Origin of the sequence: Enterobacter sp. A8, from assembly GCF_004296595.1 — a bacterium.
GTDB lineage: Bacteria > Pseudomonadota > Gammaproteobacteria > Enterobacterales > Enterobacteriaceae > Enterobacter > Enterobacter cloacae.
Genome location: NZ_SCMF01000006.1, coordinates 115,017 through 138,321 on the forward strand (window position 1 = coordinate 115,017; position 23,305 = coordinate 138,321).

Here is a 23,305-nt window from a genome sequence, read left to right on the forward strand (position 1 = left end):
TATCATCTTTGGAATACGCACACTCCGTGCGCAGGCCCGTGCCAGACAGCCATTACTACCGGATTATCCGCTCCGGCAAAGGGGGGAACGGCGCGCCATTCCCCGTCAGGTAAAACAATCTCAGCGACGTCATCCGTCGCGTTCAGCGTAACCAGCCAGCGATCCGAAAGCAGGATCTGCAGGCGCGGTACGCCGTGTTGCCACTCTTGCGCGCTTAACGGTTGCGCGTCTTTATTCAGCCAGCGAACGTTACCGTCGCCCTCCTCCCACCAGCGGTTGGCGGTGAGCGCGGGGATCTGCTGACGAAGGTGGATCAGCGCCGCGGTAAAGTGGATCAGGCCGCTGTTCGCTTCTCCCCAGTCGAGCCAGGTTAAGGTGTTGTCCTGGCAATAGGCGTTGTTGTTACCGTGCTGGCTGTGGCCATGTTCATCCCCTGCCAGCAGCATCGGCGTGCCCTGCGACAACAAAAGCGTCGTCAGCAGCGCATGCACGCTGGCGCGTCGCCGCTCAATAACATCCAGACTTCCGCCTAACCCTTCTATACCATGATTAAAGCTATGGTTATTGTTAGTGCCATCGCGATTCTCCTCGCCATTTGCCTCATTGTGTTTCTGATTGAAACAAACGCAGTCCCGGAGCGTAAAACCGTCATGCGCGGTCACCAGGTTGACGGTAGCAGACGGTCGTTTGCCATCACGTTTAAACAGATCGCTGGAAGCGGCAAAGCGTCCGGCGAACTCCCCCAGCGACAGGCTTCTCTCCAGCCAGAAGCGGCGTACGGCATCGCGATAGTGGTCGTTCCATTCGGCAAACAGCGGCGGGAAGTTACCCACCTGGTAGCCGCCTTCACCAATGTCCCACGGCTCGGCAATCAGCTTCACCCGCGAGAGCACGGGGCAGTTTTTGATCGCCTCAAACAGCGGCGCCTGCTGGCTGAACCCCGGCGTGCGGCCCATCACCGGCGCCAGGTCAAAACGAAAACCGTCGACGTGGAACGTTTCCACCCAATATTTCAGGCATTCATACGCAAAATGCGTCACCGCCGGATGGCTGAGGTTGAGCGTGTTACCGCAACCGGTCCAGTTGTGGTAATCACCATCCTCTCTGATCCAATAATAGCTACGGTTATCAATTCCGCGCATGGAGAGCGTCGGACCGTCAAGATCGCTTTCCGCGCTGTGGTTCAGCACCACGTCCAGAATCACTTCGATACCGGCCGCATGAAGCGCTTTCACCGCATCACGAAACTCGTCCCGCGCCTTGTCCGGGTGGGCGGCGTAGCGGGGGTCGAGCGCAAACATCGCCAGCGGGTTGTAGCCCCAGTAGTTGCTCAGCCCCAGTCGCTGCAGGCGAGGCTCGCTGGCGAAATGGGCGATGGGCAACAACTCCAGCGCGGTGATCCCGAGATGTTTCAGATAGGCGATCATGGTCGGATGGCCGAGCGCCTTATAGGTGCCGCGCATCTCTTTGGGAATAGACGGATGGAGATAGGTCAGCCCTTTAACATGGGCCTCGTAAATCACGGTGTTGCCCCACGGCGTGCCCGGCGGGGCATCGTCTTCCCAGTCGTAGCGATCGCCCACCACCACACTTTTTGGGGCCACGTGGGCGCTGTCGCGGTGGTCGGGTTCCCCGTAGCCGACGTGGAACAGCGGGTCGTCTTTAAACTCGCCTTCCACGCGGTGGGCACACGGGTCAATCAGCAGCTTTGCCGGGTTAAACCAGTGCCCCTGAGCAGGCGCCCAGGGACCGTGAACGCGAAAACCGTAATGCATCCCTGGCCGCCCACCGGCCAGGTAACCATGCCAGGTATCCCCGGTGCGCGCCGGTAAATCGTAACGATGTTCGTTACCTTCCCCATCAAACACACAGAGTTCGACCCGCTCCGCGTGAGCAGAAAAGAGGGTGAAATTCACACCCTTTCCGTCAAAGCTCGCCCCGAGCGGTTCGGGTTTACCTGCCGTAAGCTGCGTCATTCGCCCTCCCGCACCAGCCAGATGGTACCGAGCGGTGGCAGCGTCAGGCTCAGGGAGTTGGGGCGCCCGTGGCTTTCGATGGCATCGCTCTGGACCAGTCCGCCGTTACCAGCGTTACTGCCGTGGTAATGCATGGAATCGGTGTTGAGGATTTCGCGCCATTTACCGGCCTGATTAATGCCAAAGCGGTAATGATGACGTGGAACCGGCGTAAAGTTGCTGGCAACGATAATCTCGTTGCCCGCTTTATCCCGGCGCACAAAGACAAATACCGATCGCTCATGGTCGTCCACCACCAGCCACTCAAAACCGTACGGATCGAAGTCCAGCTCGTGCAGTGCTTTATGGTGGCGGTAGGTCAGGTTCAGATCGCGGACCAGCCGCTGCACGCCGTGGTGCCAGTTGTCAGCGCCCTCCAGCAGATGCCAGTCGAGGCTGGTATCGTGGTTCCACTCGCGCCCCTGGGCGAACTCGTTGCCCATAAACAGCAGTTTTTTGCCCGGGAAGGCGAACATCCAGCCGTAGTAGGCGCGCAGGTTGGCAAACTTCTGCCACGCGTCGCCCGGCATGCGGTCGAGAATGGATTTTTTACCGTGCACCACTTCATCGTGCGACAGCGGCAGCATGAAGTTTTCGGTGTAGTTGTAGAGCAGCCCGAAGGTAAGCTTATCGTGATGATACTGACGATAAACCGGGTCGAGCTTCATGTAATCGAGCGTGTCGTGCATCCAGCCCAGGTTCCACTTGTACCAGAAGCCCAGGCCACCCATTGACGGCGGACGGGAAACGCCCGGGAAGTCGGTGGACTCTTCCGCCATCGTCACCGCGCCCTCGACCTGCTCGCCAATAATGCGGTTGGTGTTGCGCAGAAACTCAATCGCTTCCAGGTTCTCGCGACCGCCATACTCGTTCGGGATCCACTCGCCCTCTTTGCGGCTATAGTCGCGATAGATCATCGACGCCACCGCATCCACGCGCAGGGCATCAATGCCGAAACGCTCGATCCAGTAAAGCGCGTTCCCGACCAGGTAGTTCGCGACTTCACGACGACCGTAGTTGTAGATCAGCGTATTCCAGTCCTGGTGATAGCCTTCGCGCGGGTCGCTGTGCTCGTACAGTTTTGTGCCGTCGAACTCGGCCAGCGCAAAATCATCCGACGGGAAGTGGCCCGGCACCCAGTCAAGAATGACGTTCAGCCCGGCGGCGTGTGCGGCATCAACGAAATAGCGGAAGTCGTCGCGCGTGCCAAAGCGGCGCGTCGGTGCGTATAACCCGGTAGGCTGATAGCCCCAGCTTCCGTCGAACGGGTGCTCGTTAACCGGCAGCAGCTCCAGATGGGTAAAGCCCATCCATTTGGCGTACGGTACCAGCTGGTCAGCCAGCTCACGATAGCTCAGCCAGAAATTGTCATCGGTGTGGCGACGCCAGGAGCCGAGATGCACCTCATAAACGGAGATTGGCGCGTCGAAGCGGTTAGCCTGCTTGCGCTCTTCCGTCTGGACCACCTTCTCCGGCAGGCCGCAAATAAGCGAGGCAGTATTCGGGCGCAGCTCCGCTTCAAAGGCGTACGGGTCAGCTTTAATGCGCAGCTTGCCGTTGGCATCGATCATCTCAAATTTATAGAGCTGACCGTTATGCGCGCCGGGGATGAACAGCTCCCAGATGCCGGTTTCCCGACGCAGGCGCATGGGGTGACGACGACCGTCCCAGTAGTTGAACTGCCCGACGACGGAGACGCGCTGGGCGTTTGGCGCCCACACAGCAAACCGCGTGCCGGTAATACCATCCATGGTATCCGCATGGGCACCCAGCGTTTCATAAGGCCGCAGATGGGTACCTTCGGACAGCAGCCAGGCATCCATCTCTTTTAAGAGCGGGCCAAAGCTATAGGGATCGTCAATCAGGTTTTGCTGACCGTGCCAGATGACGGCAAGCTGATAACGAAAGGGGTTTTTACGACGGGGCATGACGCCCGAGAAGAAGCCACGTGAGTCGAGGCATTCCAGATTACCCACCTTGCGGCCGGTTTTGGGTTCGATGACCCACACTTCTGTAGCATCCGGTAACAGCGCGCGAACTTCCAGCCCGGCCTCTGTACGGTGCATCCCTAGCACAGAAAAGGGGTCGGCAAAATGACCCGCAATAAGCGCATTAATCACGTCTCTCGAAATACGATCGGACATGGTATTCATCCTGTTTTTTTATGTCGCCCTTTTTATTCGCTCCGGGACGACTTTTAATGTGACCTAAACGGTGCAGCTCATCCTCTCTGCTCCGCCCTACCCTCAGGTGAGAAATAAATCTTCCTTAAAGCATAGCCAACGACGAGGTTCCTCCTGATAAAAAATAAGACATCTGCGTTTTACTCCATGTAGTACGCAAAAAAAGGGGGTGAAAATCACCCCCGGTAGTTAACAAATTATTACGCCAGCTGGCGCAGCATGCGGCGCAGCGGCTCTGCGGCACCCCACAGGAGCTGGTCACCCACGGTGAACGCGGAGAGGTACTCTGGCCCCATGTTCAGCTTACGCAGACGGCCAACCGGCGTGGTCAGCGTGCCGGTAACGGCCGCAGGCGTCAGTTCGCGCATGGTGATATCGCGATCGTTTGGCACCACTTTCGCCCACGGGTTGTGTGCGGCGAGCAGCTCTTCCACGGTCGGAATAGACACATCTTTTTTCAGTTTAATGGTGAAGGCCTGGCTGTGGCAGCGCAGCGCGCCGATACGCACGCACAGACCGTCAACCGGAATGGTGTTCGCGGTAGCGAGGATTTTGTTGGTCTCCGCCTGACCCTTCCACTCTTCACGGGTCTGGCCGTTATCCAGCTGTTTGTCGATCCACGGGATCAGGCCACCGGCCAGCGGTACGCCAAAGTTATCGACCGGCAGTTCGCCGCTGCGGGTCAGCTCGGTGACTTTACGCTCGATATCGAGGATCGCGGACGCCGGATTTGCCAGCTCGGTCGCAACGCTCTGGTGCAGCTGGCCCATCTGGGTCAGCAGTTCACGCATGTGACGCGCACCGCCGCCGGATGCGGCCTGGTAGGTCGCCACGGAGACCCACTCCACCAGGTCCTGCGCGAACAGGCCACCGAGGGACATCAGCATCAGGCTGACGGTGCAGTTACCGCCGACAAAGGTTTTCACGCCGTTGTTCAAGCCGTCGGTGATCACGCCCTGGTTCACCGGGTCGAGGATGATGATGGCATCGTCTTTCATACGCAGCGAAGAGGCCGCGTCAATCCAGTAGCCCTGCCAGCCGCTTTCACGCAGCTTTGGATAGATTTCGTTGGTATAATCGCCGCCCTGGCAGGTCACAATAATGTCGAGTGCCTTCAGCGCTTCCAGATCGTAAGCATCCTGCAACGTCCCTGTGGTACCACCAAAGGACGGTGCAGCCTGGCCGAGCTGGGAAGTGGAGAAGAAGACCGGGCGGATAGCGTCGAAATCGCGCTCTTCAACCATGCGTTGCATGAGTACAGAGCCGACCATACCGCGCCAGCCGATAAAACCAACGTTTTTCATAGCATTTGTTTCCTGCAGAGGGTGTGTGCTGTTTGTGCAAGCCAGTATTGAACTGGGATATGCTTCACATTACAAAATGCTGCCAAAGTCGCAAGCGAAATTAATCGATGATTGCCCGGCAATCAGAAAAAGAGCTAATCATCCTAATAACCATAGAGAAATTCAGGGCTAATTTACATGAGTGAAATCATTTCTGCGGCGGTTTTATTGATCCTGATAATGGATCCACTGGGAAACCTGCCGATTTTCATGTCGGTGCTGAAGCACACCGAACCCAAGCGCCGCCGGGCGATCATGATCCGCGAGCTGCTCATCGCCCTGCTGGTGATGTTTATCTTCCTGTTTGCTGGCGAAAAAATTCTCGCTTTCCTGAATCTGCGTGCCGAAACGGTCTCCATTTCCGGCGGAATTATTCTGTTCCTGATTGCCATTAAGATGATTTTCCCGAGCGCGGAAGGCAGCAGCAGCGGCCTGCCTGCGGGTGAAGAGCCGTTTATCGTACCGCTGGCGATCCCGCTGGTCGCCGGGCCGACCATTCTGGCCACATTGATGCTACTGTCGCATCAGTATCCCAACCAGATGAGCCATCTGGTGATTGCTTTGCTGATTGCCTGGGGCGGAACGTTCATCATTCTGCTGCAATCGTCGCTGTTCCTGCGCCTGCTGGGCGAGAAAGGGGTCAATGCGCTGGAACGCTTGATGGGGCTGATTCTGGTGATGATGGCGACGCAGATGTTCCTGGACGGGATACGTGCGTGGATGAAGGGCTAGGTAAAAGCAAAACGGCAATCTAAGATTGCCGTTTTTAGTGTTTGCTCCCTCTCCCCGTGGGAGAGGGAGAAAACCGGGGTTAGCTCAGCAGCGTAAACGCAATCATCCCGACAATCGCACCCGTAGTGCCGAGGATAGTTTCCATCAGCGTCCAGGTTTTCAGGGTTTGCGCTTCGGTCGCACCGGTAAATTTACCGAACAGCCAGAAGCCCGCATCGTTCACGTGCGACACCACAATCGAACCACCCGCGATACAGATAGACAGCGCCGCCATCTGCGCACCGGAGTAGTTCAGCTGTTCAATCACCGGCATCACCAGGCCAACAGCCGTTAAACAGGCAACGGTCGCGGAGCCCTGAATGATACGCACCGCCGCCGCCAGCACAAAGCAGGTGACCGCGATGGGCAGTCCCATTCCGGTCAGCGCTTCACCCAGCGCCGGACCGACGCCTGAATCCACCAGCACCTGCTTGAACACGCCACCCGCACCGATCACCAGCAGGATAATGCCCGCTGGCTGCAGCGCAGCACCGCAGATTTCCATCACGCGGTCTTTCGGCATCCCCTGACGCATCGCCAGGCCATAAATCGCCACCAGACACGCCACCAGAATTGCCGTGAACGGGTGACCGATAAATTCGAACCATTCGTACGCGGTAGATCCCACCGGTACAAAGCGCGCGGCAATGGTTTTCAAACCCACCAGCACCAGCGGCAGCAGGATCAGAGACAGGCTGAAGCCGAAGGACGGCATTTTACCTTCGCCCAGGTGCGGCTCGGTAATATCATCAGGAATATGCAGTTCAACGTAGCGGCTGATGAAGTTGCCCCACAGCGGACCGGCGATAATCATTCCCGGGATTGCCGCGCACAGGCCAATCAGGATCATCCAGCCAAAGTCAGCGTGCATCTGGGAAGCCAGCAGCATCGGCGCAGGCCCCGGCAGCAGAAACGCCGCGGCTGCCGCCACACCCGCAAACAGCGGAATAACCAGCTTCACAAGGTTAGTACCGGTATGGCGTGCCATGGAGAACGCCACGCTAATCAGCAGCACCACGGCCACTTCAAAGAACAACGGCAGCGCGCAGATCAGACCGGCCAGGCCAATCGCATAGTGTGCACGACTGTGACCAAACGATTTCAGCATCTTGACGGCAATCTGGTCGACCGCACCCGTCTCATGCAGGATCTTGCCAAACATCGCGCCCAGCGCGACCACAATAGCCAGGAAGCCCAGTGTGCCCCCCATCCCTTTTTCCATCGTCGCAGCGATCTTGTCGAGCGGCATACCGGAAAAGAGACCTGCACCAATAGAAACCACCATCAAAGCAACAAAAGCATGCATACGCGCTTTCATCACTAAAAACAGCAGCAGCAATACCGAACCCACTGCTGTCAAAACTAGCGTTAATGTACTCAAAACTTACTGCCTTTTATTAATGACCTCGATGGTGCTGGCAACAACACCCTCCAGTGACTGATCGATATCAACCACTAAGACGTCTTTTTCATCTTCACCTGGCTCCTGCAGCGCTTCGAACTGTGTGACCAGCATCTGGGTTTTGAAGAAGTGGCCTTTGCGCGCCTTGAGACGGCTTTCGATGACGTCGAAATCGCCTTTCAGGTAGATGAAAGAGAGGTTCGGGTTGCCGTCACGCAGCAGATCGCGGTAGGTTTTTTTCAGCGCAGAGCAGACGATCAGGGAAACTTTATTGGTGCGCTGCATGGCAAACGCGGCATCGTTCAGCGCCTGTAACCACGGTTTACGGTCGTCGTCGTTCAGCGGCTCGCCGGAGGCCATCTTCATGATGTTGCTGCGCGGATGGAGGAAGTCGCCATCAAGAAACGCCGCATTAAGTTGATGCGCCACTTCGCTTGCCACGGCAGATTTACCGCTACCGGAAACGCCCATCAGGACGTAAACGTGGTGATCATGATTAGTCGTGCTCAAAGGGTGTCCCTCAGTCAATTGTTACGGGTAACAGTTATCGGTAACATTGTCCTGCCGGGGCAAAAGAGAAGCAATATCCAAACGTGCGCGATGTGAATAAGTGTGAGCTACTTCAAATTTGTCGGATTAAATAGATCCACCCGGTGACAAGGTGAAACCTAAATCTAACATTTTTGGCGTAACCGCTTCACCGCGAATGCGCGCCAGCAGGCGTTCTGCGCCAATGCGGCCCATGCGTTCACGCGGTGTCAGGACGCTCGCCAGACGCGGCTCCATCACCTGGCCGATGTCATGGCCGTGGAAACCGGCTATCGCCATATCATCGGGGATCTTCAGCCCCAGACGCTGACATTCGAACGCTGCACCGACCGCAAGGTCATCGTTGGTACAGAAAATACCGTCCAGTTGTGGATACTCGCGCCGTGCCTGCCGCATCAGCTCAATACCCGACGTATAGGAAGAGGACTGCTCCACCATCACGCTGTACGGGGTTAAATTTGCGTCAAGCATCGCCTGCTCGTATCCCTTCTGTTTGATGATAGTACGTTCATCAAGACGCGCACCCAGGTAGGCGATATGACGATGACCGCGCGCGATGATCGCCGCCGTCATCTGCCGCGCCGCTTCGAAGTTGTCAAAACCCACGGCAATATCAAGGCACGGCGACTGGCTGTCCATCAGTTCCACCACCGGTATCCCGGCCACTTCGATCATCTTCAGCGTACGGGGGGTGTGAGTACGTTCAGTTAAAATCAGGCCATCGATGTTCCAGGAAAGCATCGATTCAAGACGTTCTTCTTCCAGTTCCGGTTTGTAGCCGTAGTGTGCCAGCATGGTCTGGTAACCAAACGCATCCGTGACGCTTTCAATACCGCGCAACACTTCGGCAAAGACCTGGTTAGTTAAAGAAGGCAGGAGGACGCCCACCGCACGACTGGTGGCATTGGAGAGAATATCGGGTGCGCGGTTAGGGATATAACCCAGTTCATCGAGAGCAGCGGCAATCTTGCCACGCAACGCTACGGAAACCTGTTCCGGGTTACGTAAAAAACGGCTGACCGTCATTTTGGTCACACCAACACGATCGGCGACATCCTGAAGTACGGGGCGTTTCTTTTTCATCGTCCTGAGAAATCTTGAAGAGAGAGATTTGCTCAGTTTATCACGGACAAAGCCCATCCTTCCCCTGTCAAAGGGAAGGATGGGCATTTATTTATGATTTATTACACCGGTGGCAGATCAAACAGCAGAATTTCACTTTCGCTGTCGGCATGCACGGAGAGCGCTTGCTCATCCCAGATGGCCAGACCATCTGCCGTTGTCGCTTTGGTGCCGTTGATGGACACTTCACCTTTCACCACCTGGATCCAGACGCGGCGGTTCGCGGCGATCTGGTGTACAGACTGTTCGTCTTTCGCCAGCGCCCAGCGGTACAGTTCCATATCCTGATGCACTTTTAGCGAACCTTCACGCGCATCCGGGGAGAGCACCAGCTGTTTGCCCTGTTTGGCGTCGAAGCGGCGCTGCTCGTAGCGCGGCGTGATGCCGGTTTCTTCTGGAATGATCCAGATTTGATACAGGTGCAGTTTTTCCGTTTTGCTCGGGTTGTACTCCGAGTGACGAACACCGGTACCCGCACTCATGATCTGGAACTCGCCCGCCGGAACCTGCTCTTTGTTGCCCATGCTGTCCTGGTGCTCAACCGCCCCTTCCAGCACATAGGTCAGGATTTCCATGTCTTTATGCGGGTGGGTACCGAAGCCCTGGCCTGCATCAATCACGTCATCGTTAATCACGCGCAGTGCAGAGAAGCCCATGAAGTTCGGGTCGTAGTAGTCGGCAAACGAGAATGAATGCCATGAGTCCAGCCAGCCATGATTCGCGTGACCACGTTCGTTTGCTTTGCGTAAGTAGATCATTGTTTTCACCCTCAGTTCGTTTCGATGGAGTAAGTGTGGACGCAAACCGCCTGGGATCATAGAGGGTGAAAATTGACTCCTCTGTTCAAAAATTATGAACAAGTGCAGAGGAGCCATTTTTGCTTATTTCGCAAGGGTTACCGTGGCAGGAGAAGCCTGTTCGAAGGCCCGTTCGAGGATTTCGAGGTTGGTCAGAACGTCAGATTCCTTGACGTAATTCGCCACGCCGCGGGTCAGGGTTGCATGCAGCGCGTCGTAGACGCGACCATAGTCGCCGGTTTCAGGCGTCAGCTCTTCTCTGACCGTCACACCTTCTGCGTTCATATACTCCAGTACGCCAACCGAATCATCCGCCGCAAAGCCCGGTTCACCCGGCATGATATTGGCCTTCAGGCTGGTCTCCTGCTGATCGATACCGTATTTGATAAACGAACCTTTCGTGCCGTGAACGATAAATTTCGGGTAGTCGATTTTCACCAGATGGCTGGTTTTAACGATGGCTTTCAGGTCGCCGTAGAACAGCTGCGCTTCAAAAGTATCGTCCGGGTTGGCTTTATTACGCAGGCTGCGAATGTCATACGCCACGTGGTCCGGGCGGCCAAACAGGGAGATGATTTGGTCCATGGTATGGACGCCAAGACCGTAGAAGGAACCGTCCTGCGGCAGGCCGGGCTTGGTCTCCGCCACCGGGCGGTAATAGTCAAAATGGCTTTCCATTTCGACGATGTCGCCAAGCTTGCCGCTCTCAATCGCCTTTTTCGCCGTCAGGAAACAGCTGTCGAAGCGACGGTTCTGATACGGCGTGACGGTCAGCCCTTTGCTTTTCGCCAGTGCGAAGAGGGTTTTCGCTTCAGCGATGGTCGGGGTGAAGGGTTTTTCTACCAGCACGTTTTTACCCGCCTCGAGCGCGCGTTTCGCATAGTCGAAATGGCTGTCGGCATGGGTACAGACGATGACCAGTTTAACCTGCGGGTCGCCCAGGACTTCATTGAGATCGCTGGTGAAATGAATATGGGAATACTGCGGAGACTGCTCTTCCGGCTTCGCGCTGCGGCGGTAGATATGCGCCACATGCCAGCTGTCTTTACGGTTGAGAACATACGGAAGGTGATAGCGGGTCGTACTTTTACCAAATCCAATAAATGCGCAATGTAAGGTCATAGCTCAGTCCTTTTGGAAGGTTACTGGGTTTTACCATAGCGCATGTTTTGCCCTCACCCCAGCCCTCTCCCACGGGGAGAGGGCGAAAAAGGACAAAAAAAAGCCAGCTAAAAGCTGGCTAAAGTAATACTGGAAGCAATGTGAGCAATGTCGTGCTTTCAGGTTCCCGTAGTGGTCTTCCTGAATGCAGAGCAATAATAATCATTCTCATTCGCACTTGTCCAATACTTTTTGCAAAAAATAGCGGTTGACTCAAATTTCAAAGTCACTGATGTTGGAAAGGATGTTTAACTGACTGAGGAATAAGGAATGAGTGAGATAGTGATACGCCATGCGGAACCGGGAGATGCCGAAGCCTTACGCCAGAACTACATGCATCCAGGGGTGTATCACGACACGCTACAGCTACCTCATCCTTCCCTTGAGTACTGGCAAGAACGTCTTATTGTAAAACCCGGGCAAAGACGGCTGGTCGCCTGCATTGATGAGCAAATCGTTGGCGATCTGATGCTTCAGGTGGAAGCCAGCCCTCGACGCAGCCATGTGGCCACGTTCGGTATCAGCGTTGCGGCGCACGCTCAAGGGCGCGGCGTCGGGAGCGCGCTCATGCGCGAGATGATCAACCTGTGCGATAACTGGCTGCGTATCGAACGTATCGAGTTAACGGTTTTTGCCGATAACCCTTCCGCACTGGCGCTGTACCGGAAGTTTGGCTTTGAAATCGAAGGCACCGGCAGAAAATTTGCCCTGCGCAACGGCGAGTATGTGGATGCGTATTATATGGCGCGAATGAAGTAGTTAGTTGCCCTCTCCCACCGGGAGAGGGAATTACACAACAGATTAATACCCCGCCGTTAAATCATCCACCGACCGCGGGTCTGACGCGCCAAACAGCGCCCCGTCCGGCCCCACCATAATGCTCTGGGTGCTGCCCATCGCCTCTTTCACCGCTACCTTCTGTCCGCGCTGCTCCAGCAGTTTGAGGGTGTCCGGGCTAAAGCCCTTCTCGACGCGCAGTTCATCCGGCAGCCACTGGTGATGGAAGCGTGGGGCGTTGGTCGCCTCCGCCACGTTCATACCAAAATCGATACTGTTCACCACCATCTGCAGCACGGTGGTGATAATCCGGCTGCCACCCGGGCTGCCGGTTACCAGCCAGGTTTTGCCGTCTTTCACCACAATGGTCGGTGACATCGACGACAGCGGACGTTTCTTCGGCCCCACCGCGTTGGCATCCCCACCGACCAGCCCGTAGACGTTCGGTACGCCCGGTTTGGCAGAGAAGTCATCCATCTCGTTGTTCAGCAGAATGCCGCTGTTGCCCGCCACAATACCGGTTCCAAAGGTGGTATTGAGCGTATAGGTCACCGCCACCGCGTTACCGTCTTTATCCACCACCGAGAAGTGGGTGGTCTGGTTACTTTCATACGGTGCCAGCTTGCCGGGGCGGATCTCGCTCGACGGCTTAGCCTTATTGATGTCGATCTGATCGGCAATGGATTTGGCATACGCTTTGTTGGTCAGCGCCTGCCACGGCACCTTCACAAAGTCCGGGTCGCCAAGGTATTCCGAGCGGTCGGCATAGGCGCGTTTTTCCGCCTCGGCCATCACCTGCATGGCATCGGCACTGCCGAAGCCAAACTTGTGCATATCGAAGTTTTCCAGAATATTGAGGATCTGCACGATGTGGATCCCGCCGGAGGACGGTGGCGGCATGGAGAAGACCTCATAGCCACGGTAGGTGCCGCTAATTGGCTCGCGCTCCATTGCCTTATACTCCGCCAGATCCGCTTTGGTGATGAGCCCGCCGTTCTTTTGCATCTCTTCGGCAATCTGGTCGGCAATCGCCCCTTTGTAGAAGGCGTCCGGGCCGTGCTCCGCAATCAGCGCCAGGCTTTTGGCAAGGTTCTTCTGCACCAGCTTATCGCCCTTCTTCAGCGGCTCTCCGTCTTTCCAGAAGATCGCCTTGCTGTTTTCATGGTTCGGAATGACTTCGCTGCCGTAGGTTTTAAGGTCATCGGCCAGGGCGTCGTTCACCACAAAGCCGTCGCGTGCCAGCTTAATGGCAGGCTGGACCACTTTGTTCAGCGGCATCGTGCCGTATTTTTCCAGCGCCAGCGAGAAGCCTGCGACGGTGCCCGGCGTGCCGGACGCAAGGTGCGAGGTCAGCGATTTTTTACTGTCCGGATTGCCCTGATCGTCAAGGAACATATCGCGGGAGGCCTGAGCTGGCGCCATTTCGCGGAAGTCGATAGCCGTCGTCTTCCCGTCTTTGGTGCGCAGCATCATAAAGCCGCCGCCGCCGAGATTCCCCGCCTGCGGGTGTGTTACCGCCAGCGCATAGCCGACCGCCACCGCGGCATCCACCGCATTACCGCCCTGTTTGAGAATATCGACGCCCACTTTCGTTGCCAGCGCATCCACCGAGGCCACCATCCCGTGCGTGGCCCGCACGGGATGAAACACATCTTCCTCCACGCCATAAGAGACCGGAGGAGCCGCAGGCGGGTTAGCCGCCACGCTAAATGTACCGCCTGCCATCAGCGCAGCGATGGCGACCCAGCGCAAAAGGGTTGGTTTCATCATTATTGTTCTCCAGGTGAAGGGAGCCATATTCCCCGCTTAAGCCTGGTTCACAACTCCTAAAAAATCATCGTCATGGTGAATTCGGGGTAAACTTAAGAGAAACCTCAAAGAAGGAGATGATCATGAAACGCTTCCTGATCCTTACGGCGTTGCTCCCGTTTGCCGCACTTGCACAGCCACTCAATACGATGAATAACCCTAACCAGCCGGGCTATGTCATTCCGAGCCAGCAGCGTATGCAGACGGAGATGATGAGTCAGCAGCAACAGCAAAAAGGGATGCTGAACCAGCAGTTGAACACGCAGACCCGAATGCAGCAGCAGAGCCTGCAAAATCAGATGAACACTAACACCCAGCGCGTGCAGCAGGGGCAGATGCGCGAGCAACCGCTGCCGAATAAAAACGGCGGGATGCTGGGAGGGATGAGTTCGTCAGGCAGCGGACAGCAGCATATGCTGCCGTCGCAGTCGAATGGCAGTATGCTTAATCCGCAGAACTAAAGTCCGGACCGATCAGGTCAATCGCATCGGTACAGATGCTGTCCACACCCCAGCGCAGCAGCTCAGCCGCACGCTGGGGTTTGTTGACGGTATACACCAGAATATGCAGCCCTGCCGCTTTCAGCATCTTAACCCTCGCCTCATCCAGCAGCTTATGATTGAGATGGATCGACACGCACGCTAAGCGGGTGGTCAGCTCACGCCAGTCCTCGCGCCACTCGTCCAGCAGCAGCCCGCGCGGCAGCTCCGGCACCGCAGCCTGTGCCGCTTCAAGGGCATCAATTTCAAATGACGACAGCAGCGGTGGCGTCATGCCTTCCCACAGCTCGCGCGCGGCCAGCGCAATCACGTTGCCCGTGAGCGGCCCGGTACCGGTCGTCGGTTTGATTTCGATGTTAGCCATCATCCCGTGTTGACGACAACGGTCGGCCACTTCCGCCAGCAGCGGCAACGGTTCGCCTTTGTACTCGCCGCTGAACCAGCTTCCGGCATCCACCTTCAGCAGATCGCGCCACGGCAGTTCCCCCGCCACGCCCCAGCCGTTGCTGGTGCGTTCGAGATTGTCATCATGCAGCAGGAAAATTTCGCCGTCTTTCGACAGCTTGGCGTCGAACTCAATCATCGTGTGGCCGTAGCGTGCGCCAACATCAATTGCCGCCAGGGTATTTTCCGGCGCCAGTTTACCGCCGCCACGGTGGGCGACGATGTGGGGATAAGGCCAGTTGCTCATACTCGTTGTCCTGTTTCACCGTCAAATAAGTGCAGGTGATTTTCCGGCAGGTGCAGCCACAGCGTGCTGCCTGCTTTCGGGCGTTCCTGATGCGGCAGACGCACCACCATTTTTTGCTCGCCCCAGCGTCCATGCGCCAGGTTATCTGCACCCAACATCTCCAGCGTGTCCATCACCAGCGGCACGCCACCGTCCGCCTGAGAGGTTAAACCAATATGCTCCGGGCGAATACCGAGCGTCATCTTACGCCCGGCGTAGCCACGATAGTACCAGTTGATGGGCAATGCCATCCCGCTTTCCAGCTCAAAGTGGGTGCCCGCGCTGCTGATCCGCCCTTCCAGCAGGTTCATTGCCGGGCTGCCGATAAAGCTCGCCACAAAACGGCTGGCCGGTTTTTCGTACACCTCCACCGGCGTGCCAATCTGTTCGGCAACGCCTTTGTTCATCACCATCACCCGCTGGGCAAGGGTCATGGCTTCGACCTGATCGTGCGTCACGTACAGGGAGGTGGTTTTAAGACGGCGATGCAGTTGCTGCAGCTCCAGACGCATCTGCACGCGCAGCTTGGCGTCGAGGTTAGAAAGCGGTTCATCGAACAGGAACACCGCCGGATCGCGCACGATGGCGCGCCCCATCGCCACGCGCTGGCGCTGGCCGCCGGAGAGCTCGCGCGGACGGCGCTTAAGCAGGCCATCCAGCTCCAGAATGCGCGCCGCCTCTTTCACCCGCTCCTCGATATGCCCCTTGCCCATGCCGCGGATTTTCAGCCCCCAGGCCATATTCTCTTCCACGCTCATGTGCGGATAGAGGGCGTAGTTCTGGAACACCATCGCGATGCCGCGATCTTTGGGCTCCATCTCGGTCACGCGCTGGCGGTCAATCCAGATATCGCCGGAGGAGACGCGCTCAAGCCCGGCCACCATGCGCAGCAGCGTGGATTTGCCGCAACCGGACGGGCCGACCATCACGATGAACTCCCCGTCCGCCACGTCGAGGGTAAGCGGCTGAATCACCTGGGTTTTGCCATCCCAGCTTTTGGTCACTGCCTGAAGTTTTAAACCTGCCATCTTATTTCTCACTGTCCACTAAACCACGCACAAACGCACGCTGCATGGCTAAAACGATAACGACCGGGGGGATAAGGGTGAGCAGCATCGCCGCCATCACCTGGTTCCAGAGGGTGGTGCCTTCGCCGGTGGCGATCATGCCCTTGATGCCCGCCACGGCGGTGCCGAGGTTGACGTCCTGAATAATCAGCAGCGGCCACAGGTACTGGTTCCAGCCGTAGATAAAGGTGATCACAAACAGCGCCGCGAGGTTGGTTTTCGACAGCGGCAGCACGATGTCGCGGAAAAAGCGCATCGGTGAGGCGCCGTCAATGCGTGCGGCTTCAATCAGCTCGTCCGGCAGCGTCATAAAGAACTGGCGGAACAGGAAGGTGGCGGTCGCAGACGCCATCAGCGGCAGGGTTAAGCCCGTGTAGCTGTCGAGCATCTTCAGGTTGGCGATCACTTCCACCGTCGGGAAGATACGCACCTCCACCGGCAGCATCAGGGTGATAAAAATCATCCAGAAGAAGAGGTTACGCAGCGGAAAGCGGAACCAGACGATGGCGAAGGCCGAAAGCATCGACACCGTGATTTTGCCCACCGTAATGCCGAACGCCATGATGAAGCTGTTGAGCATCATCAGCCAGAACGGCGCGCTGTTGGCCCCCACCCCCTGGGTCCAGATGGTTTTCATGTTCTCAAAAAGATGCGTGCCTGGGATCAGCGTCATCGGCGTGTCGAACACCGCTTTGGTGTCCAGCGTGGCGGCGACAAACGCCACGTACAGCGGAAAGAGGATGACGATAATCCCCAGAATCAGCATGGTATGGCTGAAAATCGTCAGCCCGCGACGGTTCTCAATCATTGGTAGCGCACCTTACTTTCGACATAGCGGAACTGCACCACCGTGAGGATGATGACAAGGAACATCAGCACGACCGACTGCGCGGCGGAGGCCGAGAGATCCAGCCCGGCAAACCCTTCGCGGTAGATTTTATAAATCAGCGTCGTCGTGGCCTGCACCGGGCCACCGGCGGTGGCCGCGTCGATGACCGGGAAGGTGTCGAAAAAGGCATACACCAGGTTCACCACCAGCAGGAAGAAACTCACCGGGGCAATCAGCGGCAGCGACAGCCTGAAGAAGCGGCGGATCGGGCCTGCGCCGTCAATGGCGGCGGCTTCCACCAGCGAACGCGGAATGGACTGTAGCGCGGCAAAGAAGAACAGGAAGTTGTAGCTGATCTGCTTCCACACCGAGGCGAACACCACCAGGAACATCGCCTGGCCGCTATTCTGAGCGTGGTTCCAGTCGTATCCGAATTCCGCCAGAAAATGGGTAATTAACCCGCGTCCGGGGTTAAACAGGAAGATCCACAGCACGGCGGCGACCGCTGGTGCCACGGCGTAGGGCAGCAGCATCAGGGTCTGATACAGACGGCTGCCACGCACCACGTAATCCACCAGCGCGGCGAAGAACAGCGAGGCAACAAGGCCGCTCACGGTGACCAGCGCGCTGAATTTGATCGTCGTCCAGAAAGAATCCAGGTAGTAGCTGTCGTGGAACAGCGCGGTGAAATTGTCCAGGCCAACAAACTGGCTGGAGAGTCCAAAAGGATCAACGCTTTGCACCGAGTACCAGAGCGCTTCGCCCGCAGGCCAGATAAAGAAGATAACGGTGATGACCAGCTGAGGCGCGACCAGCAGATACGGCAGCCAGCGGGAACGAAACACCGGACGGGATGATGACATTGAGATTTGGTTCCTGAACAGTGCCGGGTGGCGGCTACGCCTTACCCGGCCTACATATGGCACGTCGTAGGCCCGGTAAGCGCAGTGCCACCGGGCATTTTTTTACAATTTGGTGGACTGCTCAAAGCGGCGCAGCAGCTGATTTCCGCGCTCTACCGCTGAATCCAGCGCCTGCTGTGGCGTTTTCTTGCCGGTCCAGACGCTTTCCAGCTCTTCGTCGACAATGGTGCGGATCTGCGGCATGTTGCCCAGACGCAGGCCTTTGGTGAACGGCAACGGCGGCTTGTTCAGCATCTGACGCGTCGCGATATCCGCACCCGGATTCTTGCTGTAGAAGCCCTGCTCGCGGGTCAGGTCATAGGCAGCTTTGGTGATCGGCAGGTAGCCGGTTTTCTGGTGCCATTCGGCCGCGTTTTCAGGTTTCGCCAGGAAGTCGAGGAACTCGGCCACTCCTTTGTAGGTGCCGGCGTCTTTACCCTGCATCACCCACAGGCTTGCTCCGCCGATGATGGCGTTCTGCGGCGCGCCTTTCACGTCTGCATCGTACGGCATCATGCCCACGCCATAGTTGAATTTGGCGTAGTGACGGATATCCGCCAGCGAGCCGGACGAGGCGGTGGTAATGGCGCAGTCACCGTTGTAGAACTTCTCGGTGGATTCGTCTTTACGTCCGAAGTAGCTGAAATCACCCTTCTTGTTCAACTCTTCCAGCAACGCGATGTGCTTCACCTGCTCTGGCTTGTTGAACTCCAGTACCGCGTCGGTGCCATCGAAACCGTTGTTTTTGGTGGCTACCGGCAAGCCGTGCCAGGCACTGAAGTTTTCAATCTGGATCCAGCCCTGCCAGCCGCTGGCGTAGCCGCACTTCATCCCCGCCGCTTTCAGCTTCGCGGTGTACTCCGCCAGATCCTGCCAGGTTTTTGGCGGCTGCTCCGGGTCTAAACCGGCTTTCTTAAAGGCGTCTTTGTTGTAGTACAGCACCGGCGTCGAGCTGTTAAACGGCTGAGACAGCAGATGGCCGGTTTTAGAATCGGTGTAGTAACCCGCTACGGTCGGCACAAACTGGGATTCGTCGAAGTTGATCCCCGCCTCTTTGAACACTTCGTAGACCGGTTTGATGGCTTTGGAGGCCATCATGGTCGCGGTGCCTACTTCGTACACCTGCAAAATGGCAGGCGCATTACCGGTACGGAAGGCGGCAATGCCCGCGCTCAGGCTCTGCTCGTAGTTACCTTTGTACACCGGCACAATTTTGTAATCCGGATGGGTGTCGTTGAAACGCTGCGCCAGGGAGTCAACCTCTTTACCCAACTCCCCTTCCATGGAATGCCAGAACGGAATGGTCGTCACAGCCATTGCGTTCGTCGCAAAAGCCAGACCCAGTGCCAGACCCAAAGCTGTGTGTCGTAACGATGTCATTGTCATCTCTCTTATTGTGCCGGATGCGCGATATCACGCGTTTTATGCTCGCGAGGTAACATGACATGCTCGAATGACAGAAAAATAACTGTTTGCTTACAGATAAGTGACAACAAAAGGTCAGCGGGATGATGGTTGTGTGAAGGGGTATATGTGAAAAAGCCGGGTGGCGGCTTCGCCTTACCCGGCCTACTCGATCCCGTAGGCCCGGTAAGCGTAAGCGCCACCGGGCAATACAGACGGCTCAGCCGCCTAAATACGCACTCCGCACCGCTTCATTGGCCAGCAGCGCATCGCCGGTATCTTCAAGCACCACGTGGCCGTTCTCCAGCACGTAACCGCGATCGGCGAGCTTCAGCGCCTGGTTGGCGTTCTGCTCGACGAGGAAGATGGTCATCCCCTCTTTACGCAGCTGTTCAATGGTGTCGAAGATCTGCTGAATGATAATTGGCGCAAGACCCAGCGACGGTTCATCCAGCAGCAGCAGGCGCGGCTGGCTCATCAGGGCGCGGCCGATCGCCAGCATCTGCTGCTCACCGCCGGACATGGTCCCCGCACGCTGAATACGACGCTCCCACAGGCGCGGAAAGAGTTCGTACACCCACTTGATACGGGAGTGATACTGGTCGCGGTCAGCGAAGAAGCCGCCCATCGCCAGGTTCTCTTCCACCGTCATGCGCGAGAAGACGCGACGCCCTTCAGGAACTATCGCCACCGCTTCACGCATGATTCTGGCGGTCTGCCAGTCGGTGATGTCTTTGCCATCAAACACAATCCGCCCGCTGGTGGCGCGCGGGTCGCCACACAGGGTACCGAGCAGCGTGGTTTTGCCCGCGCCGTTAGCCCCAATCAGGGTGACGATTTCGCCCTGATTGATATGCAGGCTGACGTCGTGCAGCGCCTGGATCTTGCCGTAGTGGGCACTTACCTTGTCAAACGTTAACATCGCTTTTTCCATCTTATGCCTCACCCAGGTATGCGCGGATCACGTCCGGGTTGTTGCGGATCTCATCCGGCGTGCCGTTTGCCAGCGGCGTCCCCTGGTTCACCACGTAGATACGGTCAGAGATACCCATTACCAGCTTCATATCGTGCTCAATCAGCAGGATAGTGGTGTCGTGATGATCGCGAAGCTCAGCAATCAGCTCGTCCAGCTCTTTGGTCTCTTTCGGGTTCAGACCCGCAGCGGGTTCATCGAGCATCAGGATTTCCGGCTGCGTTACCATGCAGCGCACAATCTCAAGTCGACGCTGGTCACCGTACGCAAGGTTACTTGCCTGGCGGTTGGCATGCGGCAGCAGACCGATACGGTCAAGCCATGTTGCCGCACGATCCAGCGCTTCGCTCTGCGCCCGGCGGAAGGCCGGCGTCTTCAGCAGGCCGGAGAACAGACCGGTTTTCAGCTGCTGATGCTGTGCCACCAGCAGGTTTTCAATCACCGTCATCTCGCGGAACAGACGCACGTGCTGGAAAGTACGCACCACGCCCATGCGGGCAATCTGCTGGCCCGGCAGCCCTTCCAGATGCTGGTCGCGCAGCATGATGGTGCCGCCCGTCGGCTTGTAGAAACCGGTCAGGCAGTTAAAGACCGTGGTTTTTCCCGCACCGTTCGGGCCAATCAGGGAGACGATCTCTTTCTTGTGCAGATCCAGATTCACATTGTTGACCGCCAGCAGGCCGCCAAAACGCATCATCAGACCGTTAACGGATAATAATGGCTGACTCATGCCTGCTCTCCTTTTGCTTGCCCGTTCTTCAGCTTCAGCTGTGGACGGGTCATCGGCAGCAGACCCTGCGGACGCCAGATCATCATCAGCACCATCAAACCACCCAGCATCAGCATGCTGTATTCGTTAAAGTCACGCATCAGCTCGCGTGAAACCACCAGCAAAATGGCGGCGAGGATAACAGCAAACTGCGAACCCATCCCGCCGAGTACCACAATCGCCAGCACAAAGGCGGATTCGGCAAAGGTGAACGATTCCGGGCTGACAAAGCCCTGACGCGCGGCAAACAGCGTGCCGGCAAAACCGGCGAACGCGGCGCTGATGGTGAACGCAGTCAGCTTAATGCGGGTCGGATTGAGGCCCAGGGAGCGGCAGGCGATTTCATCTTCACGCAGCGCTTCCCACGCGCGGCCCAGCGGCATACGCAGCAGGCGGTTAATCACGAACAGGGTGATGACCACCAGCAGCAGCGCCACCATGTAGAGCCAGATGACGCGGTCGGACGGATCATACTTCACGCCAAAGAAGTTGCTGAAGGTATCCCAGCCGCCTTCACGGGCGGTACGGCTGAACTCCAGACCAAAGAAGGTTGGTTTCGGGATCTGGCTGATGCCGTTCGGGCCGCCGGTCACCTCGGTATTGTTGAGCAGCAGGATACGGACGATTTCGCCGAAGCCTAAGGTCACAATCGCCAGGTAGTCACCGCGCAGGCGCAGCACCGGGAAGCCAAGCAGGAAACCTGCCGCGGCAGAAACCAGCCCCGCCAGCGGCAGGCACGTCCAGAAGCCGAGACCGTAATAGTGGTTCAGTAGCGCAAAGGTATACGCGCCAATGGCGTAGAAACCGCCGTAGCCCAGTACCAGCAGGCCAGAGAGCCCCACCACCACGTTCAGGCCCAGACCCAGAATAACGTAGATCATGGTCAGGGTGGCGATATCTACCGTGCCGCGCGAGACCACGAACGGCCACGCCACCGCAGCCACCAGCAGCGCCACGAGGAACAGCTTCTGCTTAACGGTGGAGCCATCGATAGCCGGCAGGACAAACTTCGGTCCCGAGACGCCTTTCAGCGTTTTCTGGAACAGCGGACGCAGCAGCTGGAACAGGAACACCACGGCGGTGCCGATAAAGACCCACTGCCAGCGAATGTCAGCGGCGGTGTCCACCACAAGCTTTGTGCCGTTCAGCTCTAACTGAACGCCCATAAAGACGCCCGCCAGCACGAAGAACATGGCGGCAGAGAGCAGCGCCATTGCAAAATGCATCGGTTTCATACTTTCTCTACCTCCGGACGACCCAGAATACCGGTAGGCATCACCAGCAGAACCAGAATCAGCAGGGCAAACGACACCACGTCTTTATACTCGGTACTCAGATACGCTGAGGAGAGCGCTTCTGCCACGCCCAGAATCAGGCCGCCAATCATCGCGCCTGGAATACTGCCGATACCGCCCAGTACCGCCGCGGTAAAGGCTTTCATCCCGGCCATAAAGCCGATGTACGGATTAATTACGCCGTAGAACTGGCCGAGCAGGACGCCTGCGACGGCCGCCATCGCCGCGCCGATCACAAAAGTGAGCGCAATCACGCGGTCAGTGTTGATCCCGAGCAGGCTCGCCATCTTCAAATCTTCCGCACAGGCGCGGCAGGCGCGTCCCATGCGCGAGTAGCGGATGAAGAGCGTCAGGGCGAGCATCGCAATAAAGGTCACCACCCAGATCACCAGTTGCATGGTGGTGATAGAGGCAGAGAAGTTTTCGCTGGCACCGACAATCCACTGGCCGTTGAACAGACTTGGCAGCGCCACATCGCGCGAGCCTTCGGTCAGGCTGACGTAGTTTTGCAGGAAGATAGACATCCCAATCGCGGAGATCAGGGCAATCAGGCGCTTGGAGCTGCGTACCGGCCGGTAGGCCACCCGCTCGATGCTCCAGCCGTAGGCGCTGGCAATCACAATCGCGCCGACAAACCCGGCGGCGACCAGCAGCCAGCTGCTGTCGATACCCATCATCATCAGGGCGGCGATAATCATAAAGGAGACGTAGCTACCGATCATGTACACCTCGCCGTGGGCGAAGTTGATCATGCCGATAATGCCGTACACCATCGTATAGCCGATGGCAATCAGCGCGTAGGTGCTTCCCAGCGTGACGCCGTTAAACATCTGCTGCAGGAAATAGAGAAACTGCTCGGACATATGCAAACCTTTTTATACCCGCCCGGCGGTCCGGGCGGCGGGAT

At 57.3% G+C, this 23,305-nt stretch carries 21 protein-coding genes; 3 read left to right on the forward strand and 18 right to left on the reverse strand.

The features are described 5' to 3' along the window. Nucleotides 1-2: 2 nt before the first annotated feature. The 3 genes from glgX to asd all read right to left on the reverse strand — a co-directional run bounded on the left by glgX (nt 3) and on the right by asd (nt 5,502). A complete protein-coding gene (gene glgX / locus EQV24_RS20155) occupies nt 3-1,976 on the reverse strand; it encodes a glycogen debranching protein GlgX (protein ID WP_130626967.1) in 1,974 nt (657 codons plus the stop codon). After that, on the reverse strand, nt 1,973-4,159 hold the full coding sequence (glgB, locus tag EQV24_RS20160) for a 1,4-alpha-glucan branching enzyme (protein WP_023621440.1): 2,187 nt from the start codon (nt 4,157-4,159) through the stop codon (nt 1,973-1,975). Before glgB ends, glgX begins: the two co-directional genes overlap by 4 nt. A 239-nt stretch (nt 4,160-4,398) precedes the next feature. Next, entirely contained in the window at nt 4,399-5,502 is a 1,104-nt protein-coding gene (gene asd / locus EQV24_RS20165) for an aspartate-semialdehyde dehydrogenase (RefSeq protein ID WP_029883894.1), read from the reverse strand. A gap of 177 nt (nt 5,503-5,679) precedes the next feature. On the opposite strand from asd, the gene yhgN reads away from it, so the two are divergent. Beyond that, the gene (gene yhgN, locus EQV24_RS20170; protein WP_003861574.1) at nt 5,680-6,273 is read left to right on the forward strand and encodes an NAAT family transporter YhgN; all 594 of its coding nucleotides are present in this window, start codon (nt 5,680-5,682) and stop codon (nt 6,271-6,273) included. Between the two features lie 79 nt (nt 6,274-6,352). Here the strand turns inward: yhgN and gntU are convergent, their stop codons facing one another. From gntU to EQV24_RS20195, 5 genes are all read right to left on the reverse strand, one after another. Continuing rightward, entirely contained in the window at nt 6,353-7,693 is a 1,341-nt protein-coding gene (gene gntU / locus EQV24_RS20175) for a gluconate transporter (protein WP_014833577.1), read from the reverse strand. Nucleotides 7,694-7,696: 3 nt separating this feature from the next. Further along, nucleotides 7,697-8,224, reverse strand: coding sequence for a gluconokinase (gntK, locus tag EQV24_RS20180; RefSeq protein ID WP_038420757.1), 528 nt, complete (start codon nt 8,222-8,224; stop codon nt 7,697-7,699). Between the two features lie 126 nt (nt 8,225-8,350). Further along, nucleotides 8,351-9,346, reverse strand: a complete 996-nt coding sequence (gene gntR, locus EQV24_RS20185) for a gluconate operon transcriptional repressor GntR (protein ID WP_014833579.1) — start codon at nt 9,344-9,346, stop codon at nt 8,351-8,353. A gap of 101 nt (nt 9,347-9,447) precedes the next feature. After that, on the reverse strand, nt 9,448-10,143 hold the full coding sequence (locus EQV24_RS20190) for a pirin family protein (protein ID WP_000639796.1): 696 nt from the start codon (nt 10,141-10,143) through the stop codon (nt 9,448-9,450). A 123-nt stretch (nt 10,144-10,266) separates the two neighbouring features. Further along, the gene (locus EQV24_RS20195; RefSeq protein WP_102751840.1) at nt 10,267-11,304 is read right to left on the reverse strand and encodes an oxidoreductase; all 1,038 of its coding nucleotides are present in this window, start codon (nt 11,302-11,304) and stop codon (nt 10,267-10,269) included. A 309-nt stretch (nt 11,305-11,613) separates the two neighbouring features. Here EQV24_RS20195 and yhhY point away from each other — a divergent pair, with 309 nt between their 5' ends. After that, complete coding sequence (gene yhhY / locus EQV24_RS20200) at nt 11,614-12,102, forward strand: N-acetyltransferase (protein ID WP_038985047.1); 489 nt, start codon at nt 11,614-11,616, stop codon at nt 12,100-12,102. Nucleotides 12,103-12,144: 42 nt separating this feature from the next. Here yhhY and ggt read toward each other — a convergent pair whose 3' ends face one another. Continuing rightward, nucleotides 12,145-13,890, reverse strand: a complete 1,746-nt coding sequence (ggt, locus tag EQV24_RS20205) for a gamma-glutamyltransferase (RefSeq protein ID WP_075203465.1) — start codon at nt 13,888-13,890, stop codon at nt 12,145-12,147. A 122-nt stretch (nt 13,891-14,012) separates the two neighbouring features. Between ggt and EQV24_RS20210 the strand changes: the two genes are divergently transcribed. Further along, nucleotides 14,013-14,390, forward strand: coding sequence for a DUF2756 family protein (locus EQV24_RS20210; RefSeq protein ID WP_013099122.1), 378 nt, complete (start codon nt 14,013-14,015; stop codon nt 14,388-14,390). On the opposite strand, the gene ugpQ is transcribed toward EQV24_RS20210, so the two are convergent. The 9 genes from ugpQ to livH form a co-directional block, all read right to left on the reverse strand. Further along, nucleotides 14,374-15,120: a glycerophosphodiester phosphodiesterase gene (gene ugpQ, locus EQV24_RS20215; RefSeq protein ID WP_013099123.1), complete on the reverse strand. Its 747-nt coding sequence runs from the start codon at nt 15,118-15,120 to the stop codon at nt 14,374-14,376. The two genes, EQV24_RS20210 and ugpQ, sit on opposite strands and share 17 nt — an antisense overlap. Next, complete coding sequence (locus EQV24_RS20220; protein WP_020687753.1) at nt 15,117-16,187, reverse strand: sn-glycerol-3-phosphate import ATP-binding protein UgpC; 1,071 nt, start codon at nt 16,185-16,187, stop codon at nt 15,117-15,119. Before EQV24_RS20220 ends, ugpQ begins: the two co-directional genes overlap by 4 nt. A gap of 1 nt (nt 16,188) precedes the next feature. Continuing rightward, a complete protein-coding gene (gene ugpE, locus EQV24_RS20225; protein ID WP_130626968.1) occupies nt 16,189-17,034 on the reverse strand; it encodes a sn-glycerol-3-phosphate ABC transporter permease UgpE in 846 nt (281 codons plus the stop codon). Then, a complete protein-coding gene (gene ugpA, locus EQV24_RS20230) occupies nt 17,031-17,918 on the reverse strand; it encodes a sn-glycerol-3-phosphate ABC transporter permease UgpA (protein WP_013099126.1) in 888 nt (295 codons plus the stop codon). Before ugpA ends, ugpE begins: the two co-directional genes overlap by 4 nt. A gap of 102 nt (nt 17,919-18,020) precedes the next feature. Continuing rightward, nucleotides 18,021-19,337 (reverse strand): sn-glycerol-3-phosphate ABC transporter substrate-binding protein UgpB, encoded by a 1,317-nt coding sequence (gene ugpB, locus EQV24_RS20235; protein WP_130626969.1) that lies wholly within the window; start codon nt 19,335-19,337, stop codon nt 18,021-18,023. Between the two features lie 244 nt (nt 19,338-19,581). Continuing rightward, a complete protein-coding gene (gene livF, locus EQV24_RS20240; RefSeq protein ID WP_130626970.1) occupies nt 19,582-20,295 on the reverse strand; it encodes a high-affinity branched-chain amino acid ABC transporter ATP-binding protein LivF in 714 nt (237 codons plus the stop codon). Nucleotide 20,296: 1 nt separating this feature from the next. After that, on the reverse strand, nt 20,297-21,064 hold the full coding sequence (gene livG / locus EQV24_RS20245) for a high-affinity branched-chain amino acid ABC transporter ATP-binding protein LivG (RefSeq protein ID WP_013099129.1): 768 nt from the start codon (nt 21,062-21,064) through the stop codon (nt 20,297-20,299). Continuing rightward, on the reverse strand, nt 21,061-22,338 hold the full coding sequence (livM, locus tag EQV24_RS20250; RefSeq protein WP_014833590.1) for a branched chain amino acid ABC transporter permease LivM: 1,278 nt from the start codon (nt 22,336-22,338) through the stop codon (nt 21,061-21,063). The genes livG and livM overlap by 4 nt, the downstream gene beginning before the upstream one ends. Further along, nucleotides 22,335-23,261 carry a high-affinity branched-chain amino acid ABC transporter permease LivH gene (gene livH / locus EQV24_RS20255; RefSeq protein WP_013099131.1) on the reverse strand — a complete coding sequence of 309 codons (927 nt, stop codon included), beginning with the start codon at nt 23,259-23,261 and terminating at the stop codon, nt 22,335-22,337. The genes livM and livH overlap by 4 nt, the downstream gene beginning before the upstream one ends. Nucleotides 23,262-23,305: the final 44 nt, after the last annotated feature.

Bases quoted from the DNA above. Each gene is read 5' to 3' on its own strand.
- glgX (WP_130626967.1), bottom strand. From the start codon at position 1,976: ATGACGCAGCTTACGGCAGGTAAACCCGAACCGCTCGGGGCGAGCTTT.
- glgB (WP_023621440.1), bottom strand. From the start codon at position 4,159: ATGTCCGATCGTATTTCGAGAGACGTGATTAATGCGCTTATTGCGGGT.
- asd (WP_029883894.1), bottom strand. From the start codon at position 5,502: ATGAAAAACGTTGGTTTTATCGGCTGGCGCGGTATGGTCGGCTCTGTA.
- yhgN (WP_003861574.1), top strand. From the start codon at position 5,680: ATGAGTGAAATCATTTCTGCGGCGGTTTTATTGATCCTGATAATGGAT.
- gntR (WP_014833579.1), bottom strand. From the start codon at position 9,346: ATGAAAAAGAAACGCCCCGTACTTCAGGATGTCGCCGATCGTGTTGGT.
- EQV24_RS20190 (WP_000639796.1), bottom strand. From the start codon at position 10,143: ATGATCTACTTACGCAAAGCAAACGAACGTGGTCACGCGAATCATGGC.
- EQV24_RS20195 (WP_102751840.1), bottom strand. From the start codon at position 11,304: ATGACCTTACATTGCGCATTTATTGGATTTGGTAAAAGTACGACCCGC.
- yhhY (WP_038985047.1), top strand. From the start codon at position 11,614: ATGAGTGAGATAGTGATACGCCATGCGGAACCGGGAGATGCCGAAGCC.
- ggt (WP_075203465.1), bottom strand. From the start codon at position 13,890: ATGATGAAACCAACCCTTTTGCGCTGGGTCGCCATCGCTGCGCTGATG.
- EQV24_RS20210 (WP_013099122.1), top strand. From the start codon at position 14,013: ATGAAACGCTTCCTGATCCTTACGGCGTTGCTCCCGTTTGCCGCACTT.
- ugpQ (WP_013099123.1), bottom strand. From the start codon at position 15,120: ATGAGCAACTGGCCTTATCCCCACATCGTCGCCCACCGTGGCGGCGGT.
- EQV24_RS20220 (WP_020687753.1), bottom strand. From the start codon at position 16,187: ATGGCAGGTTTAAAACTTCAGGCAGTGACCAAAAGCTGGGATGGCAAA.
- ugpE (WP_130626968.1), bottom strand. From the start codon at position 17,034: ATGATTGAGAACCGTCGCGGGCTGACGATTTTCAGCCATACCATGCTG.
- ugpA (WP_013099126.1), bottom strand. From the start codon at position 17,918: ATGTCATCATCCCGTCCGGTGTTTCGTTCCCGCTGGCTGCCGTATCTG.
- ugpB (WP_130626969.1), bottom strand. From the start codon at position 19,337: ATGACATCGTTACGACACACAGCTTTGGGTCTGGCACTGGGTCTGGCT.
- livF (WP_130626970.1), bottom strand. From the start codon at position 20,295: ATGGAAAAAGCGATGTTAACGTTTGACAAGGTAAGTGCCCACTACGGC.
- livG (WP_013099129.1), bottom strand. From the start codon at position 21,064: ATGAGTCAGCCATTATTATCCGTTAACGGTCTGATGATGCGTTTTGGC.
- livM (WP_014833590.1), bottom strand. From the start codon at position 22,338: ATGAAACCGATGCATTTTGCAATGGCGCTGCTCTCTGCCGCCATGTTC.
- livH (WP_013099131.1), bottom strand. From the start codon at position 23,261: ATGTCCGAGCAGTTTCTCTATTTCCTGCAGCAGATGTTTAACGGCGTC.